Below are 21,084 nucleotides of genomic sequence, written 5' to 3' on the forward strand. Positions count from 1 at the left end.
TATTTAAAGTAACTTCTTTCTATTATAGTATATTATTCATATAGACTACACTACCTAAATTTACTTGATATTATTAAGCACAATTCTCTCAATACTTTACATGCTATAACTGTTGATACTCCTGTTGTATCATAATCAGGGCTTAGCTCTACAATATCACAACCAACTATATTTATATTAGATTTTTTTATAATCTTAAAAATATCTTGAAATTCTCTATAATTTATACCACCAGGTTCTGGTGTACCTGTTCCTGGAAATACAGATGCATCCAACACATCTAAATCTACAGTTAAATAAACATTTTTCCCATTCAATTTATTAATTATCTTTTCAAATGTATTTATTCCACCAACTTCCATATAAGTATGTTTTTGTTCTATTGCAAATTTAAATTCTTCTCTTGTTCCAGACCTTATTCCAAATTGAAATATTTTATCATCTCCAACAATATCCCATACTCTTTTAATTACTGTTGCATGAGAATTTTTATTATTATTATATTCTTCTCTTAAATCTGTGTGTGCATCAAAATGAATTACATACACATCATTATACTTCTCATAGACTGCTTTAAAAGCTGGTAAAGTAACTAGATGTTCTCCACCAATCATAAATGGAACCTTTAAATCTTCAACTATACTAGCAGTTTCATCATATATTTCTTTCAAAACTTGTTCTGTATCTCCAACACTAATTTCCAAATCTCCATAATCACATATATTATAATCTTCTAAATCCAAGTCTAAAAAAGGACTATATGTCTCAAGACCATAAAATTCTTTTCTCATCGAGCTACTTGCAAATCTAGCTCCAGGTCTATTTGAAGTAGTTCCATCAAACCCTACTCCAAACACTATCAAATTTGATTCTTCATAACTTTTATCCATACCCATAAATGTATTTATATGATAGAAATTACTCTTCATTTAACATCTCCTTTACATATTGAGGTAGCATAAATGAACCTAAATGGATATCACTATTATAATACTTCGTTTTTAAATTTAATTTTTCCCAACCATCTCTATCTTGATTTTTTATTGGGTCTAGTTTTTTTGAAGCAAAACCAAATAACCAGTGTCCAGATGGATATGTTGGTATATGTGCTTGATAAACTTTAGATATTGGAAATATACCTTTTAACTTATCGTTGGCTCTTTTCATTTCTTTAGCATTAAACCCAAAATAAGGACTTTCACTTTGATTTACTAAAATTCCATCATCAGTTAGTATTCTATAACAATCTCTATAAAAATCATTTGAAAAAAGTCCTTCTCCTGGTCCTATTGGGTCAGTTGAATCTACTATTATTAAGTCATAAGATTTGTCATAAGCCTCTTTAACAAACTTAACTCCATCTTCAAAATATAAATTTACTCTTTCATCGTCTAATTTACATGAACATATATCTATATACTCTTTAGACACATCCACAACCATTTTATCTATTTCAACCATATCAATTTTTTCTATTTTAGGATAACGACTTAACTCTCTTACTGTACCACCATCTCCACCACCTATAACTAAGACTTTTTTGATATTTAAATTTGTAGCCATAGGAACATGAGTTATCATGTCATGATATATAAACTCATCTTTATATGTCACCATCATTAAACCATCTATTGTCAGAAACTTTCCAAACTCCTCACTATCAAACACATCTATTCTTTGAAACTCAGACTTCCCTTCAAATAAATGTCTATCTACTTTTATAGAAAACCTTACATTTTCTGTCCATTCCTCTGTATACCAAAGTTCCATATAATAATCCTCACTTTCATTTATCTATTTTATGTTTATACTGCTTCAGGTTTATGAGTGATTTTACCTAAATCTTTCTTTGAATATTTTTTTATTTTTGTTGTCAATCCTCTTGGAATTTCTGTGGACTCACTTCTTTCTGATTTTAGAAGTTGTTCCAATAATTCGAAACTTTTCCATGGGTCTATATCACCACAAGTAAAAAAATCCGCCGCTGCATAACCATATTCAGGCCAAGTATGTATTGTCAAATGAGATTCAGCAATTATGACAGCACCCGAAACCCCCCAAGGATTAAAATGGTGAAATACAGAATCAACAATTGTAGCCTTTGCATTTAATGCTGAATCATTCATAAAATTTTCTATAAGATGTGGGTCTTTAAGTATGCTCTCATCACAGTTATAGTATTCTACTAGTATATGTCTTCCTAGTGTTTCAAATTTCATTTCAATCTCAACTCCTTTTACATATTTATATATACTATTCTATTTATCCAATAACACAATTTATTTTATAACGAGTATTGTATCTAAGTTTTTATCTTGCATATCAGTCAAATACGCATTACTCTCTTTTAAAAAAACAATGTACTCCATAATTTCTTTTGTTATTAACTCTCCTGGAGTAACAATTGGTATACCTGGTGGGTATGCCATTATTGATTCTCCACAAATTCTACCTATACATGACTTGATTTCTACACTTTCTTTAGATGCATAAAAAGCTTCTCGAGGATTAAGCTCAATAGTTGGATTTATTTGAATCATATTAAACTCATTTAACTTGGCTTCTTTTCTATAAGTTTTTTCAATTATAGAAAGAGCCTTAACCAATCTATCAATATCTGATTTATTAGTTCCAATAGACACAAGTGCTAAGATATTGTACAAATCTCCTAGTTCTACTTGAATTGAAAACTTTTTATACAACAAATCATACACTTCAAAGCCAGTTAAATTTAACCCTTTTACATTTATACATAATTTAGTTTCATCTATAAATTTAACACCTTTTCTTTTTAATATTTCGGTAGACAAAACATCTATTCCATCTATTTTATTTAATCTAGCTTTTGCGTATCTCGATAAATTTAATGCTTTTGATAATTGTTCTTCTCCATTTTCAACTAGGTTAACTCTCGCTCCATCTATACTTGCCATAAGCAAATAAGATGCAGATGTAGACTGTAACATATTGATTGACTGAAGTACTTTTTCAACTCTTATATTTTCTCTATTCAATAAAAGTGCTGAAGATTGTGTCAATGCTCCTCCAGTTTTATGTATACTTACAGCCACCATATCTGCTCCTAAACTTATTGCAGAAGGAGGTAAATCTAAATGAAATGGAAAATGAGCACCATGAGCTTCATCTACTAACACTAAAAGATTATTTTTATGGCATAATTCTATGATGTTCTCAAGGTCTGCACAAGCACCATAATAAGTTGGATTAAGTAAAAATAAAGCTTTTATATCGCAACTTTTTTCTATTTCCTCTTTAACTTTCTCAATAGTAATATTTAAACTTATACCTAGTTGCTCATCAAATTCTGGTTGTATAAATACTGGTATTCCTCCACAAAGTATTAAAGCATTTATTACTGACTTATGAATATTTCTTGGGAGCAATACTTTTTCTCCTGGATTTATTACACTTAGAATCATTGCATGTATTGCTTGTGTAGTACCATTAGTTATAAAGAATGCTTCATCAGCCATATATGCCTGCGCTAATAAATCTTGTGCATTTTTTATGACTCCAGTTGGATTAGATACATTATCCATAGTGGGTGATGAGTTTATATCCATTTTCATGAGATTTTCACCTAGATATTTATTTAATATATCTACACCTCTATTTTTCACATGTCCAGGTACATCAAAACAAGCTATATCTCTTTTTGAATATTCTTTTAATGATTCCAATAAGGGAGCACATTCATAGCTCAATTCAACTGCATTTGCGAATTCACTGTCCATGACTTTAAATTCATCTCCTCTCTATTTTAATATTTTTATTGTTTTTATTTATTATTTCTATTTTTTATTTTTACTTTTATTAAACTCATGATATTTATTATATTAACAAACAAGTCTTTTTACAAGTATTTTTTTATTCCACACCAAAAACCTATACCTTAGTATTATCAATATTTATAAACTTTCATATTTTTTATTGTTTATATTAATTTTTTTATAAATTAGTATTTGTAAACTTTATCACTTTTAGTCAATTTCATATTTTTATTTTTTTCAAGTTTTACTAACGCTTTAAGTTTAATATTTTTAATTTGTATGTATTCTATTACTAAACTTTCATACTATTTTTATTTTATATATTAAAATCTATAGTTTAGTGTAACTAAATAATTTTCATATTTACACATTTAAATTTTTTATAAAAATTATTAAAATTTAATCTAGTACTATAGAATAAATTCTATTTGTACAAACAAAAATAGAGTAGTGAATAAATTCACTACTCTATATAAATAATTTATGGTATCATAACATTATAAACTTATAGCATTTTTTGTACATTCCTTTACATTTACTACTTTACTCATAATTAGAACTGTCAAGAGTTCTGAAACAGCCATACTTACCCATATTCCATTTATTCCAAATAACTTAGAAAAAACAAATAGTATAATCGGCAATAGTAAGATTGAACGTAAAACTCCTATAATATTAGAATGTACTGGCATTTCTATCGCTTGATAATACATCATAGTTGTTAAATTTTTTCCAATCATAAGATAGGCTAAATTAGCCATGTTAAGTGCAACATAAGCCATTAAAATAATTTCTTTATCACTCGTAAATATTTTTATAATTTCTTTTCCAAATAAAAAACATATTACTGTGAATATTATAGATACACAAAAACTCATTTTTGTTGCCATATTATAATAGCCTAACATTTTTTTAATTTCTTTAGAGCCAAAATTATAACTTATAAGTGGTTGAATACCTAAAGTTATCCCCATTAAGAGATTATAAATATTAGTAGTTACATAGTTTACTACAGCATAAGCAGAAAGACCTACATCTCCAACAACTCTTGTCAAAACTATATTATGTGCAAGTATAATTATTGAAAAAGCACTCTCTGCAAAAAATGAAGGAAATCCTATATTAAATAATTCTTTTAAAACATCCTTTTCTATCTTTGCTGGCCCAAAGGATAACTTACCTTTTTTAAACATAAAATGAGGTAACATTATTATAAGTGTAGATAGTTGACCTAGGCCACTTGCAATTGCTGCACTTTTTACACCAAATCCAAGCTTAAATATAAATATATAATTTAAAGTTATATGAAATATTGTTCCTGACACAGTAGCTATCATGGCAAGTTTTGGTCTTCCATCATTTCTTAAAAAACTACAAAAAACAAGACCTAGCAAATTTGGAAAACAGAAAGCAGCATAAAATGTTAAGTATTCAGAAGATAATCCGACTAAACTTTCTGTTGCTCCCATAATTCTAACTATATGCTCTGAAAAAAGTATACAAATTATTGTAAGAGATAAACTACCTATTATTAAAACTTTTATTACTTGCCTAAATATATTTACAGCCCTTTCATCATCTCTAGAACCAAATTTTTTCGAAACTAGTGCTCCTCCTCCAACTGCCATTAAACTGGATAATCCTAAAAATACCATTACAAGAGGCATCACTATACTAACAGCTGTAAGTGCTGAATCGCCTAGTCCTTTTCCCAAAAATATTCCATCTAATATTGTATTAAAGGATGATACAAACATAGCAAGAGCTGATGGTATAGCATACTCTAAAAATTTTTTTGACATTAAAAATCTCCCTCCCATAGATTATTATAATAAATATTATTTCACTATATAAAATACTAATCTATCCTCTGAGGGTAGAGTCAAGTTTTTTTGTATACTATTTTTTTCTTATTTCTAATTGAACCAATGTCTTTTCTTTTGTGTCTGAATCCACTCTAGAAAGCATCCATATTTCATTAAAGTTTCCAACAAGTTCTATATTATTATCATTTGCATAATCGATTATTTTTTTATAATAATCATAGGCATTATTCCAATTATCATCATATATAATTGTTAAATATTCACCTGCTGGTAAAATGTGCTGATTTTCATATTCTTCTCTTTCTGTAAAATCTACTATATAATCATATAATAGTGCTTTACCTTCTTTAATTACTTTCTCATATGAAATACTACCTGAAATTATAGGATATACATCATTATACTTATCTTGAATGTGTAAAATAATATGTCTCAGATACATCTCAAGTTCAACTTCATCCTTTGAATTACATTTATAGACATTTACTTTTCTTTCTTTATTGTATTTTATAAATACATTATTTAAATCATATTTTAACAATTCATTTACTTTAAATTCTATATCATTTAGATAATTTTTCACATCTGATAGTTCTTTTATTTTACTTTCTATCATTTTATTTTGCCTATCAATTGTATTCATCATAGACTCAATTGAGCTATCTGAATCAATTAATTTTTTTATATCTTCAAGAGCCATACCCATAATCTTACAGTACTTAATTACATCTATACTCATAAACTGCTCTCTTGAATAATACCTATATTTATTTTCTTGGTTTACATATGCTGGTTTTAATATCCCTACTTTATCGTAGTATCTTAGAGTTTTTATTGACAAATCAAAAAGTCTAGATACTTCTCCTATCGAAAAATATGTTTTTATATTATCCCCTCCTTTATATTTTGCATTAAAATGGTACTACATTAATCTATAAATATCAATATAAAATTAGTTGTATTTTTAATTAATTTTATATTGATATTTATAGATTAGAAATAATAAAATAATGATAGAATTATATAAAAAATAAGAGAAGCTTTTAAAAGCTTCTCTTATTCCATCTCTGCTATAGGTATCGTTTTCCAATGTTTTCTTAAAATTGCTTCAACATTTTCTGAATCTTTCGCTCTCATAAACTTCACTGCCTCAATATGTTGATTATTGCTGTAAGTTAACATTTTATACAATTCTTCTTCATTGTCGCTAGTATATGACTTTGACATAAAATTATATCTAAGAGAATTCAACATATTTATTAATACTTGATTATCTGATTTTGCTATGTATATATCGTGAAATTCATTGCTTAGTTTTAAGTAGTTATTGTAATTTTTATACTTTATAGAGATAGCCATCATTTCTGTTAGCTCGTCCATTTTTATTAAATCTGATTCAGTTAAATTTTCTAAAGATGAAGAACCTGCTAACGCATCTAACACACCAATTACAGAATATGTGTCTAGTTTTTCCTTTTCCTGAAACTCTTTTACCACAAATCCTTTATTAGGTATCTTTTCTAGTAAATTTTCACCTGCCAACCTCGTTAGTGCTTCCCTTGCTGGTGTTCTACTAACTCCAATAGAGTTGCAAATTTCAGATTCAGTAATTCTCTGATTAGCTTCATACTCTCCATTTTGGATTTTTTTTGATATATAGTCATAGACTTGAGTTGTAAGTGGATCTACTTTCATAAGACACTCCTCCATATTAAGATTATAAAAGTTAAATCTCCCTACAACTTCAGTAGAGAGGTTTTGTTTTATCTTACTTATCTATATAATATCATAACTTCTATATTTTTTACACTTCTTTGTAATATTTTGAAATACTAAAATTTTTATGATAATTTAAAACAAAAATGTAGCAAAACCTTTGATAAATCAAAACTTTTGCTACATTTTTACTTTTAATTTAAATTATTGTACTTAAAATACACTAAAAATAATAAATGATTTAGAATCCATATGGATTTTTAATTCGTTATTTTCTATCGGTATATTTTTATTTACATTTTTAGAATTATACTTTATAGGTATTTCCTCTATAAAGCTACCCTCTATATTTAATGACATATTTTCAGGATTGTTACTTCTGTTTATTAAAATTAGTATCCTATCATTATCTTCATTAAATCTTATAAATGCAAACACATTATCATTTCTAGTATATATAAATTCTGTTTCTCCTGAACTTAAAATTTTATTTTTATTTCTGATTTTTATAATATTTTTATAAAAATTTAACATATCTTCATCTTCATTTTTCCATGGATATGTTCTTCTATTGTCTGGGTCTACATCTCCGCAAAGACCTGCCTCATCTCCATAGTATATATATGGTACTCCTTCAAATGTCATTTGTATAGCTACAGCAAGTTTCATCAAATCTATATCATTATTTAATTCAGTTTTAGCTCTTGTAACATCATGTGTTCCAATTAAATTTAAATTAGACTTAAATGATTCTTTTGGATAATTTTCTTTAATTTGTATATATCTATTGCTAAGTTCATATGAATTAATTTCTCCTTTTAAAAAAGAAAACATATTATTTCTAAATGGATACCCCATAACAGAATCTAATTCTTCACCTAATAAATAGCTTCTTCTTTGACCATAACTAATCTTATTTGAGGCGTCTTCCCATACTTCCCCTATAAGTATCGAGTCATTATCAGCTTCTTTTAATTCCTTTTTCAGCTCTCTTATAAACTCAGTTGGAAGTTCATCTGCAACATCCAATCGCCACCCTTTAATCCCCATATTCATCCATTTGTTTACGACACTATCCTTGTCATATATTATATAATCCATATAGCTTTTTTCTAATTCATTTGTATTTGGCAAGGTCTTTATATCCCACCAACTTTTATATTTATGAGGAAATTCTTCAAACATATACCATGAATAATATGGTGATTCCTCTGATTGATATGCACCTAAACTATCATAATTTCCATACATATTAAAATACTTACTATCAGCTCCAGTATGACTAAAAACACCATCAAGTACTATTGATATATCTTTTTCTTTTGCTTTATCAATTAATTCTTTAAATGTATCTTCATCTCCAAACATAGGGTCAATATTTTTATAATTTCCTGTATCATACTTATGATTACTAGAGGCTTCAAATATAGGACTTAGATATAATATACTCACTCCTAATTTTTTTAGATACCCAAGTTTATTAATTATTCCTCTTAAATTTCCACCATGAAAATCCCACCTTATAATATCCCCTCTACTGTCCTTTATGTACATAGGTATATCTTCCCAATTACCATATATAAAGCTGTTTTTTTTAGGATTATCAACCTTCCCATTACGATTTCCATTGTTAAATCTATCTACAAATATATGATAAAGTACTCCTTCTTTATACCAGGTTGGCACTTTAAAGTCTTTATAAACAGTAATTTGATATTTATTGATATCATTATAATTATATTCACAAGCGTATCCATTTTCTCTATTCTTTCCATAGAATACAGTCTTTTTCTCACCATCTATTTCAACAATTACTTTAAAATAATAGAAATAAACACCTGTTATATCAAATTTTTCAACCTTACAATAAAAATACTTTCCAAGTGTATTATTGTTTAATTCTTCATTTAAAATTATTGTCTTTGTTTCATCTTCTTTGTTTATTTCTAGGGAAATAGACTCAACATTATATCCTTCATTTACTTTAACTTTAATTATCAATTCTTCATTAAATTTTAAAGCTCCAAACGGAGCCTTAAAATTTTTATCCCAAGAATTATATTCTATTATGTTTTGCATTTATAATCACACCCTTTTAAACCAAATGTCTTTTGCATATTCAGAAATTGTTCTATCAGAAGAAAAAAATCCTGAATTAGCTATATTAACCAAAGACATTGTATTCCATTTTTCTTTATCACGATATAGTTTGTTTATATTTGCCTGAGCTTGACCATAATTTTCAAAATCCCTCAATACAAAGTACTCATCATTGTAAGTGGTAAGTGAATTATAAATACTTCTACCTTCTTCACCTAGGTTAGGAATAAATCCATTTATTAAATCATCTACTACCCTTTTTATATTCATGTTAGAATGATACAAATCAAGTGAAGAATATCCACCAAACTTATTGTAATTCAGTACTTGCTCTGCACTAAGTCCAAATAAAAACATATTTTCTTTTCCTACTTGTTCACATATTTCTACATTTGCACCATCTAATGTGGCTAAAGTTATAGCACCATTCATCATAAATTTCATATTACTTGTTCCTGATGCTTCTTTTGTTGTCGTTGAAATTTGTTCACTCACATTTGCTGCTGGTATTATTATCTCTGCTAATGATACACCATAATTCTCTATAAATACTACTTTTAACTTGTCCTTTACTCTAACATCATTATTTATAGTACTTGCAACTGAATTTATAAATTTAATTATACACTTGGCTAAATAATATCCTGGTGCGGCTTTTGCCCCAAATATAAAAGTTCTTGGGTCAATATTTAAATTAGGATTGTCAAGTAATTCATGATACATATGGAGTACATTAAAAATATTCAATAGTTGCCTTTTGTAAGCATGCAACCTCTTAACCTGAACATCAAATATAGAATTAGGGTCGATATTTAAATCGTATTTATCATTTATAAAATTTGCTAAATTTACTTTATTATTGTATTTTATATCATCAAGTCTTTTTAAAACAGAAGAATCATTTTTAAATTTTTCAATATTCTTTAGCTGTAAAGTATCTGTTTTCCATGAGTCACCAATTAAATCTGTTATTAAATTGCTAAGTTGAGGATTTGAACTTATAAGCCATCGTCTATGTGCAATTCCATTAGTTTTATTGTTAAATTTATTTGGTTCGTCTTGATAAAAATCTTTTAAAACTTCTGTTTCAAGAATTTGAGTATGAAGCTTAGCAACTCCATTTACACTGTGACTTGTTACAATACATAAATTTGCCATATTTATGTTGTCCCAATCTATTATACTCATTCTTCTTATTTTATCTTGGTCATATCCTTTATTATTTAACTCTTCTACATATCTTCTATTTATTTCTTCTATTATCATATAAATTCTTGGTAATAGCTCTTTTATCATGCTTACAGGCCACTTTTCCATTGCTTCTGACATTATAGTATGATTAGTATAAGATACTGTTTTTTTAGTTATCTGCCATGCTTCATCCCAAGATAATCCCTCTTCATCAAGTAGAATTCTCATAAGTTCTGGTATACATAAGGTAGGATGTGTATCATTTATATGAATTGCCACCTTATCAAATAAATTCCTGATATTTAGCTTATTCTTTTTACACTTCCTTATGATATCTTGTACACCTGCACTTACAAAGAAATACTCTTGCTTAAGTCTCAATAATTTTCCTGCATAATTTGAATCATCAGGATACAACACTTGTGAAATTTCTTCAGTATAATACTTGTGTTTTAAAGCTTCTTCATAACTTCCTGAATAATTTAGAGCATTTGAGGTAAGTTCTCCAAAGTCTCTTTTTGGTATCTCACTTTTAAATAATCTTAAAGTATTGATACATTGATTTTGGTATCCAATTATTGGTATATCATAAGGCATTGCCATTACAGGAAGATAGTTTTTATGGACTACTTTTAAATGAATTCCTTCCTTAATCAACTCTACTTCTCCACCAAACTTCACCATTGTTGCTTCATTTGGTCTTACAGTTTCCCATGCATAACGTCCTTCTGTAAGCCAGTTATCAGGTACTTCGACCTGATAACCATTTACAAATTTTTGTTCAAACAAACCGTATTTATATCTAATTCCATATCCTTGACCACTTATATTCAAAGATGCCATAGAATCTAAAAAACATGCTGCTAATCTTCCAAGACCACCATTCCCTATGGCTGGGTCTACCTCAGCTTTGATTAAATCATCTAAGTTAATTCCTAATTCTAGTAATCCTTCTCTAACTTCTTCTTCAATATTTAAATTTAATAAATTAGATTTTAATTGTCTTCCTATTAAAAACTCTAGACTAAAATAATAAACTTCTTTTTTCTTATCTAACTTCGTAGCAACCCATTTTTTTGCTATTTCATCTTTCAGTAGACTACATAGTACATTTAACAATTGTTCATCAGTAGCTTCCTTGATAGACTGTGCATATAAGCTATACATTTTCACTTCAAATTTTTGCTTGAATTTCTTTTTGCTTATTGTTACCAAAAAAACCACTCCTTTAATCACATATGTCTCTATATGTTTCTATATACTCCTTAGCTGATTTTTTCCAACTATTATCGGTATTCATTGCATTTTCAACTAGTTTCATCCATTTTTCTTTATCTCTAAAAACCTTAATTGCATTTTTCAAACAGAAAAACATCTCATGAGCATTGTAATTTTTAAAACTAAATCCATTCCCTTCTCCAGTAAATTGATTATAAGGTATTACAGTATCTTTAAGTCCTCCAGTTTCTCTAACTACTGGCAAAGAACCATATCTCATAGCTAGCATTTGACCTATACCACAAGGTTCAAATAGTGATGGCATCAAGAATATATCACTTGCAGCATAGATTTGTTGAGCCAACGATGCATTAAATGTGATTCTAGCTGATACTTTACCTGAAAAATTAGAATCGTAATAATTAAACATTGATTGATATTGATGTTCCCCAGTTCCTAAAATGACAATTTGTAAATCTTCCCTCATAAGCTCCGGCATCATATAGGCTATTAAATCAAATCCTTTTTGAGAAACTAGTCTTGAAACTATTCCTATTAATGGAATAGAAGAATCTTTTTTTAATCCTAATATATCTTGTAATCTCAATTTATTTTCCAATTTTTTCTCAATAGAATTTACATCGTAATTAACAAATATATCCTTATCTTTCTCAGGATTATTCAAGTCATAATCTATACCATTTAATATACCTTTTAATTTTCCTGATTCCTTTCTAAGCAAACCATCTAATTGTTCTCCATAAAAAGATGTTTGTATCTCATTTGCATAAGTAGGACTAACAGTTATAACTTTATCTGCAAAGTTTATTCCAGCTTTCATAAAATTTATTGAACCATAATACTCTATATCTCCATTATCAAAATATTTTTCAGGTAAATCTAATATATCATCTAAGACATACTTATCAAATACACCTTGATATTGTAGATTATGTATAGTATACATAGTTTTTATATTTTTATACCCCTCAAGGGTTGCATATCTCTCTTTTAAAATTAATGGTAACATTCCTGTGTGCCAATCATTTATATGTATTACATCTGGATAAAAGTCAATTCTACTTATAGCTTCTAAGACAGCATCTGTAAAGAATGTATATCTTTCTGCATCATCTCCATATCCATAAATACTCTTTCTCTCGTCTTCTCTTCTAAAATAAAATTCATTGTCTATAAAATAAAATTTAACACCATCTAGCTCCATTTCTAAAAGACCACAATATTGATTTCTCCATCCAACACGTACACTAAAAACAGCTATTTCTTTTAATTGATCTTTTAAATAACTTGGTATAGTTGAATATTTAGGCATTATTACCCTTACATCTACACCTTCTTTTTTTAATTCTTTAGGCAATGCATAAGATACATCTCCTAATCCTCCAGTTTTAGCAAAGGGCCAACACTCTGCTGTTACATAAAAAACTTTCACTAGCTATTCCCCCTTCTAAAAAATATTTTTATATATTCGTATTTTTTTCTACTACAATAGGATATTTTTCATCTCCTTTTAACTCTTTTCCTTTTGATACACTTGTATTTTTATCTAGTATTGCATTATATAGTTTTGCATTTGACTTTATTACACAATTTTGCATTACTATTGAGTTTTCTATAACTGTTCCTTTTTCAACATTAACTTTTCTAAATATAATACTATCTTTTACAGTACCTTCTATTAAGCAACCTGATGCTATAAAACTATTTTCTACCTTTGCACTATCTGTGTAAATTGTAGATGACTCATTCTTTTCTTTAGTAAATATTTTTCTTTCAGAATACAATAATTCATCAGCCACTTCTATTTCTAATAAATCTTTACTCATTTGAAAATATGATTCAACAGAATTTACACATTTCAAATATCCTGTATACTCATAAGCTCCTATTTTCATATTTTCTGCTTCTTCAACAATAAATTCTTCTAGATAACAATAGTTTCCTTTATTTACAATATTATATATACATTCTACAAAATCTTCACGCTTCATAATATATATTTCCATACATATATTTGCTCTAGGGAATTTTCCTAAATTATTTCCGACATTTATTACTCTGTTATTACTATCTAAGTTTAAAGTTAGATTACCTTCAAAATCTTTATTTGCATTGTTTACATTTTTATATATCATAGTTATATCATTATGAGATTTTTTATGGTATTCCAAAGCCTGAGAATAATCTAAATTGCATAACATATAACTTGGAGCTATTAAAATATATTCTTCTTCACTTTTCTCTATATAATCAAGATTAGCCAGTATTGTGTATATATCTCCTTTTCTATGTGAGTAAGTATTTCTATACTTAGTATTTTCTGGGCTAAAAATTGATAAACCACCCTTTTTTCTACTTAAATCCCAATCTTTCCCGCTACCTATATGGTCTGTCAATGATCTATATTTTTCTTTTGCAAATATTCCAACTTTTGTAATTCCTGAATTTATCATATTAGATAGAGCGAAGTCTATTATTCTATATCTTCCAGCTATTGGTGTAGAAGCTATCGGTCTTCCATAATTAAGTTTATTTATTGCAGGGTCTCCTTTTTTGTTTAAATTTATTATACCTAAACATTCATTTCTCATCTTAAAGACCTCCTTCTATTAATACGCATCTAGGCTCTATATTTTCATATTCAGAAACTACATTTATCTCATTATTTACATTTTTTATCTGAACATTATCATTTATAGTTGCACATTCGCCTATCATAGCTTTTTCTATAGTTACATTTTCTCCTATTACAACATTTGGCATGATTACTGAATCAATTACTTTGCTTCCTTTTCCAACAACAACTCCATGTGATAATACAGAGTTTCCTACTTCTCCTAAAATTCTACAACCATCAGCTATCATTGATCTATGAACATTTGCACTTTTGCCTATATATTGAGGAGGCATTGCCATTGTATTTGTATATATCTTCCACTTAGAGTCTGATAAATCCAGTGTTTCTGGAGATTTAATTATATCCATATTTGCATCCCATAAACTTTGTATAGTTCCTACATCTCTCCAATACCCCTTAAATGGATATGCATACATTCCAACATTATCCTCTAACATTTTAGGTATTAAATTCTTTCCAAAATCATCATAATTTATATCTGGATTTTTTTCTGCTTCTTTAAAATAACTTCTCAACATTTTCCAATCAAATATGTATACTCCCATAGATGCCAAATTACTTTTAGGTTCGCCTGGCTTTTCTTCAAATTCATAGATACTTGAATCTTCATTTGTATTCATTATGCCAAATCTAGAAGCTTCATCCCAAGGTACTTCAATTACTGCAATCGTAGCTTTAGAACCTTTTTCTTTATGAAATTTTAACATTTTACTATAGTCCATCTTATATATATGGTCACCAGATAATATTAATACATATTCTGGATTATAGGTATCTACAAAGTCCATATTCTGGTATATAGCATGTGCTGTACCATTATACCAATTTCCCTCTTTTTCATTCATAAATGGTTGTAATACATATACTCCACCATTTATTCTGTCTAAATCCCAATGACTTCCCATGCCTATATGAGAATTTAATATCAATGGTCTATATTGAGTTAAAACACCTACAGTATCTATACCAGAATTTGAACAATTACTTAAAACAAAGTCAATAATTCTGTACTTTCCTCCAAATGATACGGCTGGTTTTGCAATCCTCTTTGTAAAAACTCCAAGTCTTGAACCTTGCCCCCCTGCCAAAATCATAGCTAACATCTCTTTTTTCATTTAATGACACTCCCCTCATCTAGTAATTAATATTTATAATTGCATTTTTACCTTTATAAACTTTTAGTCAATAAATGTTGTGTATAAATTTTGCCCAAACGCTAATGTAATAAGAGTAAAATAATATAAACTATACAATTTCTATAATATATACCCCATAATTGTTTTATTGAAGTATACATTATTTTCCATCAGTGCTATAGTACTTATAATATTCAATTCCTAATTAGAAAATAATATAAACATTTATTTTATAGATATAAAAAATATTTTTTATAAATCAATTCATATCATACAAACATACTTAAATTTTTATGATTTTTTGATTTGATAATAATAGAACATAATATGACATGATTATCTAAAAATCTGTAAACAATTACTAGCTAATTTTATTTTTCTTATCATTTCCTTATTTATGATTCAATTAATGAATTTTAGTTTTATTGTTAGATATATTCATTACGTTTGATATTTTTATAACTATATATGTTATCAATGTAAATATTCAAATTAAAATTACTTTCTTTTCCTACATGTTTTATTTAATATTATATAACACTTTTTACATTAGTAAAGGGCAAATTGTATAAAAATTCTGTTAATTTATTTTTAAAATCCCGTTTTATAAATAAAAACAAAGAAGAAGACTTAAAAAACTATAAGTCTTCTTCTTTTCAATGTGCATACTATATTTAATTAATTCGACATTTAATTTCCATTTCCTTCCTACGATAAAAAAACTCTTTTATTTTTTTAATGAATCATTTCCACTAAATTCATCTTTTACATCTAATATATCATTCTTATCATCACTCATGACTTCTTTTATCCCTTTGAATGTTCCTAGGAAATTAACTGCTTCTGAAGGTAAAACCAATTTTGTTGACTTACCTTCAGCCATTTTTTCAAGTGCTTCCATAGATTTTAATGCTAGGATATTATTATCAATGTCAGACTCTTTCATCGCTGAAAATACTAACTTCAAACCTTCTGCAGTGGCCATTTGAGTTCTTTTAATCATTTCAGCTTCACCTTGTGCTTTAGCAATAGCTGTTTGTCTTATAGCCTCAGCTTCACCTTCTGCTACTAATATAGCAGATTCTTTTTCTCCTTCTGCTACACGTACCATAGCTTCTTTTCTTGCTTCTGCTGTTAATATAGCAGATTGTTTTTCTCCTTCTGCTTGTAATATAGCAGCTGACTTATTACCTTCTGCTTGAAGTATTGCTTCTCTTCTTTCTCTTTCCGCTCTCATCTGCTTTTCCATCGCAACTTGGATATCATGAGGAGGCATTATGTTCTTTAACTCTACTCTATTTACTTTTATTCCCCATTTATCTGTTGCTTCATCAAGGATTGTTCTCATTTTTACATTTATTATATCTCTTGATGTTAGTGTTTCGTCTAAATCAAGTTCACCAATTATATTTCTTAAAGTTGTAGCTGTTAGATTTTCAATAGCAGCTATTGGATTTGCTATTTCAAACACATATCTAACTGGGTCTGTAACTTTATAATATACAACTGTATCAATCTGCATAGTTACATTGTCTTTAGTTATAACTGGCTGAGGTGGGAAATCTATTACGATTTCTCTCAAGTCAATCACATATGCCATTTTATCTAAAAATGGTATCAAGAAATGTACTCCTGTTTCAGCCACTTTTTGAAACTTACCAAGTCGCATTATTATACCTACTTTAGATTGTTTTATTACTCTTATACAGGTTAAACTTATTGCTACGACTACTATTATTAATACAATACTTAAAACAACTTTCATACCCATAAATATATCCTCCTTTATTTTATTGATTCGTCACACTAGTTGCAGAATTCACTTTTTTAACAACTAGTTTTACCCCTTCTATTTTTAATACTTCTACTGTAGAACCTTTATCAATCTTTTCATCATCTATAGAAATAGCAGTCCATGTTTCATGTTCAACTACAACTAAACCAGTTTGATTTGGAGAAATTTCCTCTGTAACAACACCTTTTTTAGATATCATTGCTTGTAAATTGGTATTAGATTTATAAGTTTTATCTTTTTTTACAATTTTCTTAGTAGCTACAACTAACATAGCTATAGAAATTACAGCAAATATTAAAACTTGTAAAAATATACTCTTTATAAAAGTACTTAAAAATATAAGTATTACTGCTCCTACACTAAACCATATTAGTGTTAAGCTTGGAGTCAACATTTCTGCTATTCCAAATAAGATTGCTACTATCAACCATATCAACTTCATACTATCTACCCTCTTTTCATATGAATTATAAAACCCTATATAAATCATATTCTTTACACAATATATTTGAATATGAATTTAAACAATAAACCAAAAACCAATAAAATAAGTCAATTTGAGATTAATTTAATAGTATTATATCAGCATACTTTGTTAAAGTTGTTACAAAGTAGTATCAAATATTAGTCATTAAATAATCAAAAACTTGTTCATTGTTAACGAAATGTTACTTATTAAATCTGTTGCATTTACTGTATACATACTTTTTCCTAACTTATCTCCTATATAACCATGTACATATGCTCCACTCACTGTAGCTTCAAGTATATCCATACCTTGACCTATAAAAGAAGTAATCATACCAAGTAAACAGTCTCCCATTCCACCAGTTGCCATACAACTATTTCCTGTAGGATTTATATATGTTTCTTTACCATCTGTTATGATAGTTTGATAACCTTTTAAAAGGACAACTACATTATATTTTTGAGCAAATTCTTTTGCCACATCTACTCTATGTTCTCTTATATACCCAATTGAGTCACCTGTCAACCTGGCCATTTCTCCCAGATGTGGAGTAATTACAAACTTATTTCTCCACTCTAAAAACTTATAGCATCTATCCTTCATAACATTTAATCCATCTGCATCCAATATTATTGGACAACTAGAGTTTTCTACTACTCTAAGTAATCTCTCAAAAGTTTTGTGATTATCTCCCATTCCTGGACCAAAACCAATTGCATTGCTAGAACTCAATAGTATATCAACTCTCTCTTCTTCAAAATTTACAGTCATTGCTTCAGTGAGTCTAATAGATACTTTTTCTTGCACATCTTTACTACTAATCAAAGTTACAAGACCACTTCCACTTTTAACAGCAGATTCAGTTGCTATGAAACTAGCCCCATAAAATCCTTTTGAACCTGCAACTATAGATACTTTTCCAAAATCACTTTTAAATCCATGTTTATCTCTTCTTCTAATATTATTTTTTACAAAACTCTCATCAGTTATGAATTCATCATTATGGTATTTTCTTGTAATGAAATCTGGAACACCTATTTTTTCTACAATTATATCTCCAATAAGTGAGCTTACATCATAATTTAAAAACCCTCTTTTATAAAATTCAAAACTAATTGTTTTATTTGCTTTGATACAAATTCCAAGTATACTACCTTTGTCGCTATCTATACCAGATGGTATATCTATAGAATATGTATTTTTGCTGTTATCATTTACTATATCAATTACTTTTTTAAAAATACCAGTGATTTCTCTCTTTAGTCCTGTTCCAAATATTGCATCTATTACGACATCACTTTTAGATACTGCTTCTTTAAATATTGTTAAATTTTTATTTTTAATTATACTCTGTTTTTCTGTTTTAATAATTTCATCCACTTTATTTTTATTTATATAGTCATTATATTCCTCACTTAAATCATTTTTATCAATATTTATAATATTAATCCCCATATTTAAAAGTATATTATAATTGATTTTAGAACATTCACTTATTTTCTTGATATTACCAATTAAAAAGACATTCACATTTTTCCCTTTTAGCTTTAAATGTCTTGCTATTCCAAGGCCATCTCCACCATTATTTCCAACACCACATACAATTGTATAATCATTATATATATCTATATCCATGTTTCTCATTGCAGATATTACTGCATTTTCCATCAATACAATCATTGGAATTCCCAATTCTTCTACGCATGCATTATCAACACTTCTACTCAAATTAGCTGTACCTATCAACACATATCATCACTCCTATAAAATTAAAGACTTCCTAAAATATTTAAATAAACACATATAAATATCTACTGAAGTCTTTTTAATCTCGTAAACAACTTAAATAAAACCATCAAAAACAAGATTTCTAAAAATAATTTAAAAAATAATAAAAATTCTGAATTAAAATAATCATTTAATTTATTATATCATATAATTTTGGTCATTATATTACTTCAAAACCTATTTTCATTAATTCTCTAAAAAGTTTATCTTTTGGCTCAATTTGTTTCTAAAATCCAAATGATTTTTAATTTTTATTTATAAATTAAAATTTAAGAAAACTCCCCAATCCTATACATAAAACTTTTTTTATTCGAACTCAATTTTCTGACAATTTAATAATTTTTCAAAATTTATTATTGACTTTTATTTTTTACTGTATTAAACTAATTACTATACAAAATATAAAAACAAAATTTTCAAAATTATTAAATTAAAAGGAGAGATAAATATGAAGACTTTATTAAACAAACAAGTACGATTTTTTAGTAGCCAATTTAGTTAGGGTTTGTAGCTAAGTTAAGACAAATTGTCATAACATAGATACAGACCCCTTAGGATTACCATTTTTAAGGATTGTATCTATGTTGGCTATAGTGATTGTTGTTAAAGTTTTTATTTTATCATCATATATAGAGCCACATGGATTATACTGTGTGGCTTATTCGTGTTTTTGTCATACAGTTATATATACTGTGTGGCTTTTTTATATCCAAAATTAAATTAAAAAATTTATTTTAAAATATTTTCAAAGGAGTGTTTTATTTATGTCAGGTATTATATCTGTAATGACGCAAAGTTTAATTTTATCAATCATGGCACTGGGGGTTTATATAACTTACAAAATCTTAGATTTTCCCGATATGTCTGCTGATGGTAGCTACACAATGGGAGCTTCTATTGTAGCCTTTTCTCTTACTAATGGGATTTCTCCTGTAGTAGCAACTTTAATGGCTATTTTATGTGGTTGTATTGCTGGTCTTGTAACTGGTATACTTCACATTAAATTTAAAATATCTAACTTACTTTCTGGTATTTTAGTTATGGGAATGCTCTACTCTATCAACTTAAGAATAATGGGAAAATCAAATATCCCACTATTTAGTTTTAAACATTTATTCAATGGAGAAATATCTCCTATAGCTTTAGCTTTAGTATTTGTATTTATCTGTAAAGTGCTTTTAGATTTATTCTTAAAGACAGGTCTTGGATACACTCTAAAAGGTGTTGGTGACAACTCTCAAATGATTAAATCTTTGGGTATAAATATCGGTTCTATAAAAATATTAGGACTTATGATTTCAAATGGACTTATAGCTTTATCTGGTAGTTTGATGGCTCAATTCTTAGGATTTTCAGATGTAAATATGGGTATTGGAACTTTAGTACTTGGAATTG

Annotated in this window: 16 protein-coding genes; 1 reads left to right on the forward strand and 15 read right to left on the reverse strand. The window is 27.7% G+C overall.

Annotated features, from left to right (window positions below):
• Positions 1–50: 50 nt before the first annotated feature.
• The 15 genes from speB to KGF45_RS17960 all read right to left on the reverse strand — a co-directional run bounded on the left by speB (position 51) and on the right by KGF45_RS17960 (position 19,650).
• Positions 51–929 (reverse strand): agmatinase, encoded by an 879-nt coding sequence (gene speB / locus KGF45_RS17890; RefSeq protein WP_227829855.1) that lies wholly within the window; start codon positions 927–929, stop codon positions 51–53.
• Positions 919–1,770, reverse strand: coding sequence for a polyamine aminopropyltransferase (gene speE, locus KGF45_RS17895; protein ID WP_227842978.1), 852 nt, complete (start codon positions 1,768–1,770; stop codon positions 919–921). Before speE ends, speB begins: the two co-directional genes overlap by 11 nt.
• 35 nt (positions 1,771–1,805) lie before the next feature.
• Positions 1,806–2,219, reverse strand: a complete 414-nt coding sequence (speD, locus tag KGF45_RS17900; protein WP_227436754.1) for an adenosylmethionine decarboxylase — start codon at positions 2,217–2,219, stop codon at positions 1,806–1,808.
• A 60-nt stretch (positions 2,220–2,279) separates the two neighbouring features.
• Positions 2,280–3,755 (reverse strand): aminotransferase class I/II-fold pyridoxal phosphate-dependent enzyme, encoded by a 1,476-nt coding sequence (locus KGF45_RS17905; protein WP_227842980.1) that lies wholly within the window; start codon positions 3,753–3,755, stop codon positions 2,280–2,282.
• 533 nt (positions 3,756–4,288) lie between these two features.
• Entirely contained in the window at positions 4,289–5,593 is a 1,305-nt protein-coding gene (locus tag KGF45_RS17910) for an MATE family efflux transporter (protein WP_227842981.1), read from the reverse strand.
• Positions 5,594–5,690: 97 nt separating this feature from the next.
• Positions 5,691–6,503 carry a MerR family transcriptional regulator gene (locus tag KGF45_RS17915; RefSeq protein ID WP_227829867.1) on the reverse strand — a complete coding sequence of 271 codons (813 nt, stop codon included), beginning with the start codon at positions 6,501–6,503 and terminating at the stop codon, positions 5,691–5,693.
• Between the two features lie 170 nt (positions 6,504–6,673).
• Positions 6,674–7,312: a GntR family transcriptional regulator gene (locus KGF45_RS17920; RefSeq protein WP_227829859.1), complete on the reverse strand. Its 639-nt coding sequence runs from the start codon at positions 7,310–7,312 to the stop codon at positions 6,674–6,676.
• A 234-nt stretch (positions 7,313–7,546) separates the two neighbouring features.
• Positions 7,547–9,412 carry a glycoside hydrolase family 13 protein gene (locus KGF45_RS17925; RefSeq protein WP_227842982.1) on the reverse strand — a complete coding sequence of 622 codons (1,866 nt, stop codon included), beginning with the start codon at positions 9,410–9,412 and terminating at the stop codon, positions 7,547–7,549.
• 6 nt (positions 9,413–9,418) lie between these two features.
• Positions 9,419–11,839: a glycogen/starch/alpha-glucan phosphorylase gene (locus KGF45_RS17930; RefSeq protein ID WP_227842983.1), complete on the reverse strand. Its 2,421-nt coding sequence runs from the start codon at positions 11,837–11,839 to the stop codon at positions 9,419–9,421.
• 13 nt (positions 11,840–11,852) lie between these two features.
• Positions 11,853–13,295, reverse strand: coding sequence for a glycogen synthase GlgA (glgA, locus tag KGF45_RS17935; protein ID WP_227829862.1), 1,443 nt, complete (start codon positions 13,293–13,295; stop codon positions 11,853–11,855).
• 28 nt (positions 13,296–13,323) lie between these two features.
• The gene (gene glgD, locus KGF45_RS17940; protein ID WP_227842984.1) at positions 13,324–14,454 is read right to left on the reverse strand and encodes a glucose-1-phosphate adenylyltransferase subunit GlgD; all 1,131 of its coding nucleotides are present in this window, start codon (positions 14,452–14,454) and stop codon (positions 13,324–13,326) included.
• A gap of 1 nt (position 14,455) precedes the next feature.
• Positions 14,456–15,616, reverse strand: a complete 1,161-nt coding sequence (locus KGF45_RS17945; protein ID WP_227829864.1) for a glucose-1-phosphate adenylyltransferase — start codon at positions 15,614–15,616, stop codon at positions 14,456–14,458.
• A 748-nt stretch (positions 15,617–16,364) separates the two neighbouring features.
• Positions 16,365–17,408, reverse strand: coding sequence for an SPFH domain-containing protein (locus tag KGF45_RS17950; RefSeq protein ID WP_227842985.1), 1,044 nt, complete (start codon positions 17,406–17,408; stop codon positions 16,365–16,367).
• Between the two features lie 19 nt (positions 17,409–17,427).
• On the reverse strand, positions 17,428–17,874 hold the full coding sequence (locus tag KGF45_RS17955; protein ID WP_227829865.1) for an NfeD family protein: 447 nt from the start codon (positions 17,872–17,874) through the stop codon (positions 17,428–17,430).
• Positions 17,875–18,063: 189 nt separating this feature from the next.
• Positions 18,064–19,650, reverse strand: coding sequence for an NAD(P)H-hydrate dehydratase (locus KGF45_RS17960; protein WP_227842986.1), 1,587 nt, complete (start codon positions 19,648–19,650; stop codon positions 18,064–18,066).
• Between the two features lie 803 nt (positions 19,651–20,453).
• On the opposite strand from KGF45_RS17960, the gene KGF45_RS17965 reads away from it, so the two are divergent.
• Positions 20,454–21,084: ABC transporter permease (locus tag KGF45_RS17965; RefSeq protein ID WP_413926600.1), on the forward strand; the 631-nt coding region annotated here is incomplete at its 3' end.

Origin of the sequence: Clostridioides sp. ZZV14-6154 (assembly GCF_020657785.1) — a bacterium.
Lineage (GTDB): Bacteria > Bacillota > Clostridia > Peptostreptococcales > Peptostreptococcaceae > Clostridioides.

Coding starts and splice junctions, on each gene's coding strand:
- KGF45_RS17925 (WP_227842982.1), bottom strand. CDS start 9,412: ATGCAAAACATAATAGAATATAATTCTTGGGATAAAAATTTTAAGGCT.
- glgD (WP_227842984.1), bottom strand. CDS start 14,454: ATGAGAAATGAATGTTTAGGTATAATAAATTTAAACAAAAAAGGAGAC.
- KGF45_RS17920 (WP_227829859.1), bottom strand. CDS start 7,312: ATGAAAGTAGATCCACTTACAACTCAAGTCTATGACTATATATCAAAA.
- speD (WP_227436754.1), bottom strand. CDS start 2,219: ATGAAATTTGAAACACTAGGAAGACATATACTAGTAGAATACTATAAC.
- speB (WP_227829855.1), bottom strand. CDS start 929: ATGAAGAGTAATTTCTATCATATAAATACATTTATGGGTATGGATAAA.
- speE (WP_227842978.1), bottom strand. CDS start 1,770: ATGGAACTTTGGTATACAGAGGAATGGACAGAAAATGTAAGGTTTTCT.
- KGF45_RS17945 (WP_227829864.1), bottom strand. CDS start 15,616: ATGAAAAAAGAGATGTTAGCTATGATTTTGGCAGGGGGGCAAGGTTCA.
- KGF45_RS17955 (WP_227829865.1), bottom strand. CDS start 17,874: ATGAAGTTGATATGGTTGATAGTAGCAATCTTATTTGGAATAGCAGAA.
- KGF45_RS17950 (WP_227842985.1), bottom strand. CDS start 17,408: ATGGGTATGAAAGTTGTTTTAAGTATTGTATTAATAATAGTAGTCGTA.
- KGF45_RS17905 (WP_227842980.1), bottom strand. CDS start 3,755: ATGGACAGTGAATTCGCAAATGCAGTTGAATTGAGCTATGAATGTGCT.
- KGF45_RS17910 (WP_227842981.1), bottom strand. CDS start 5,593: ATGTCAAAAAAATTTTTAGAGTATGCTATACCATCAGCTCTTGCTATG.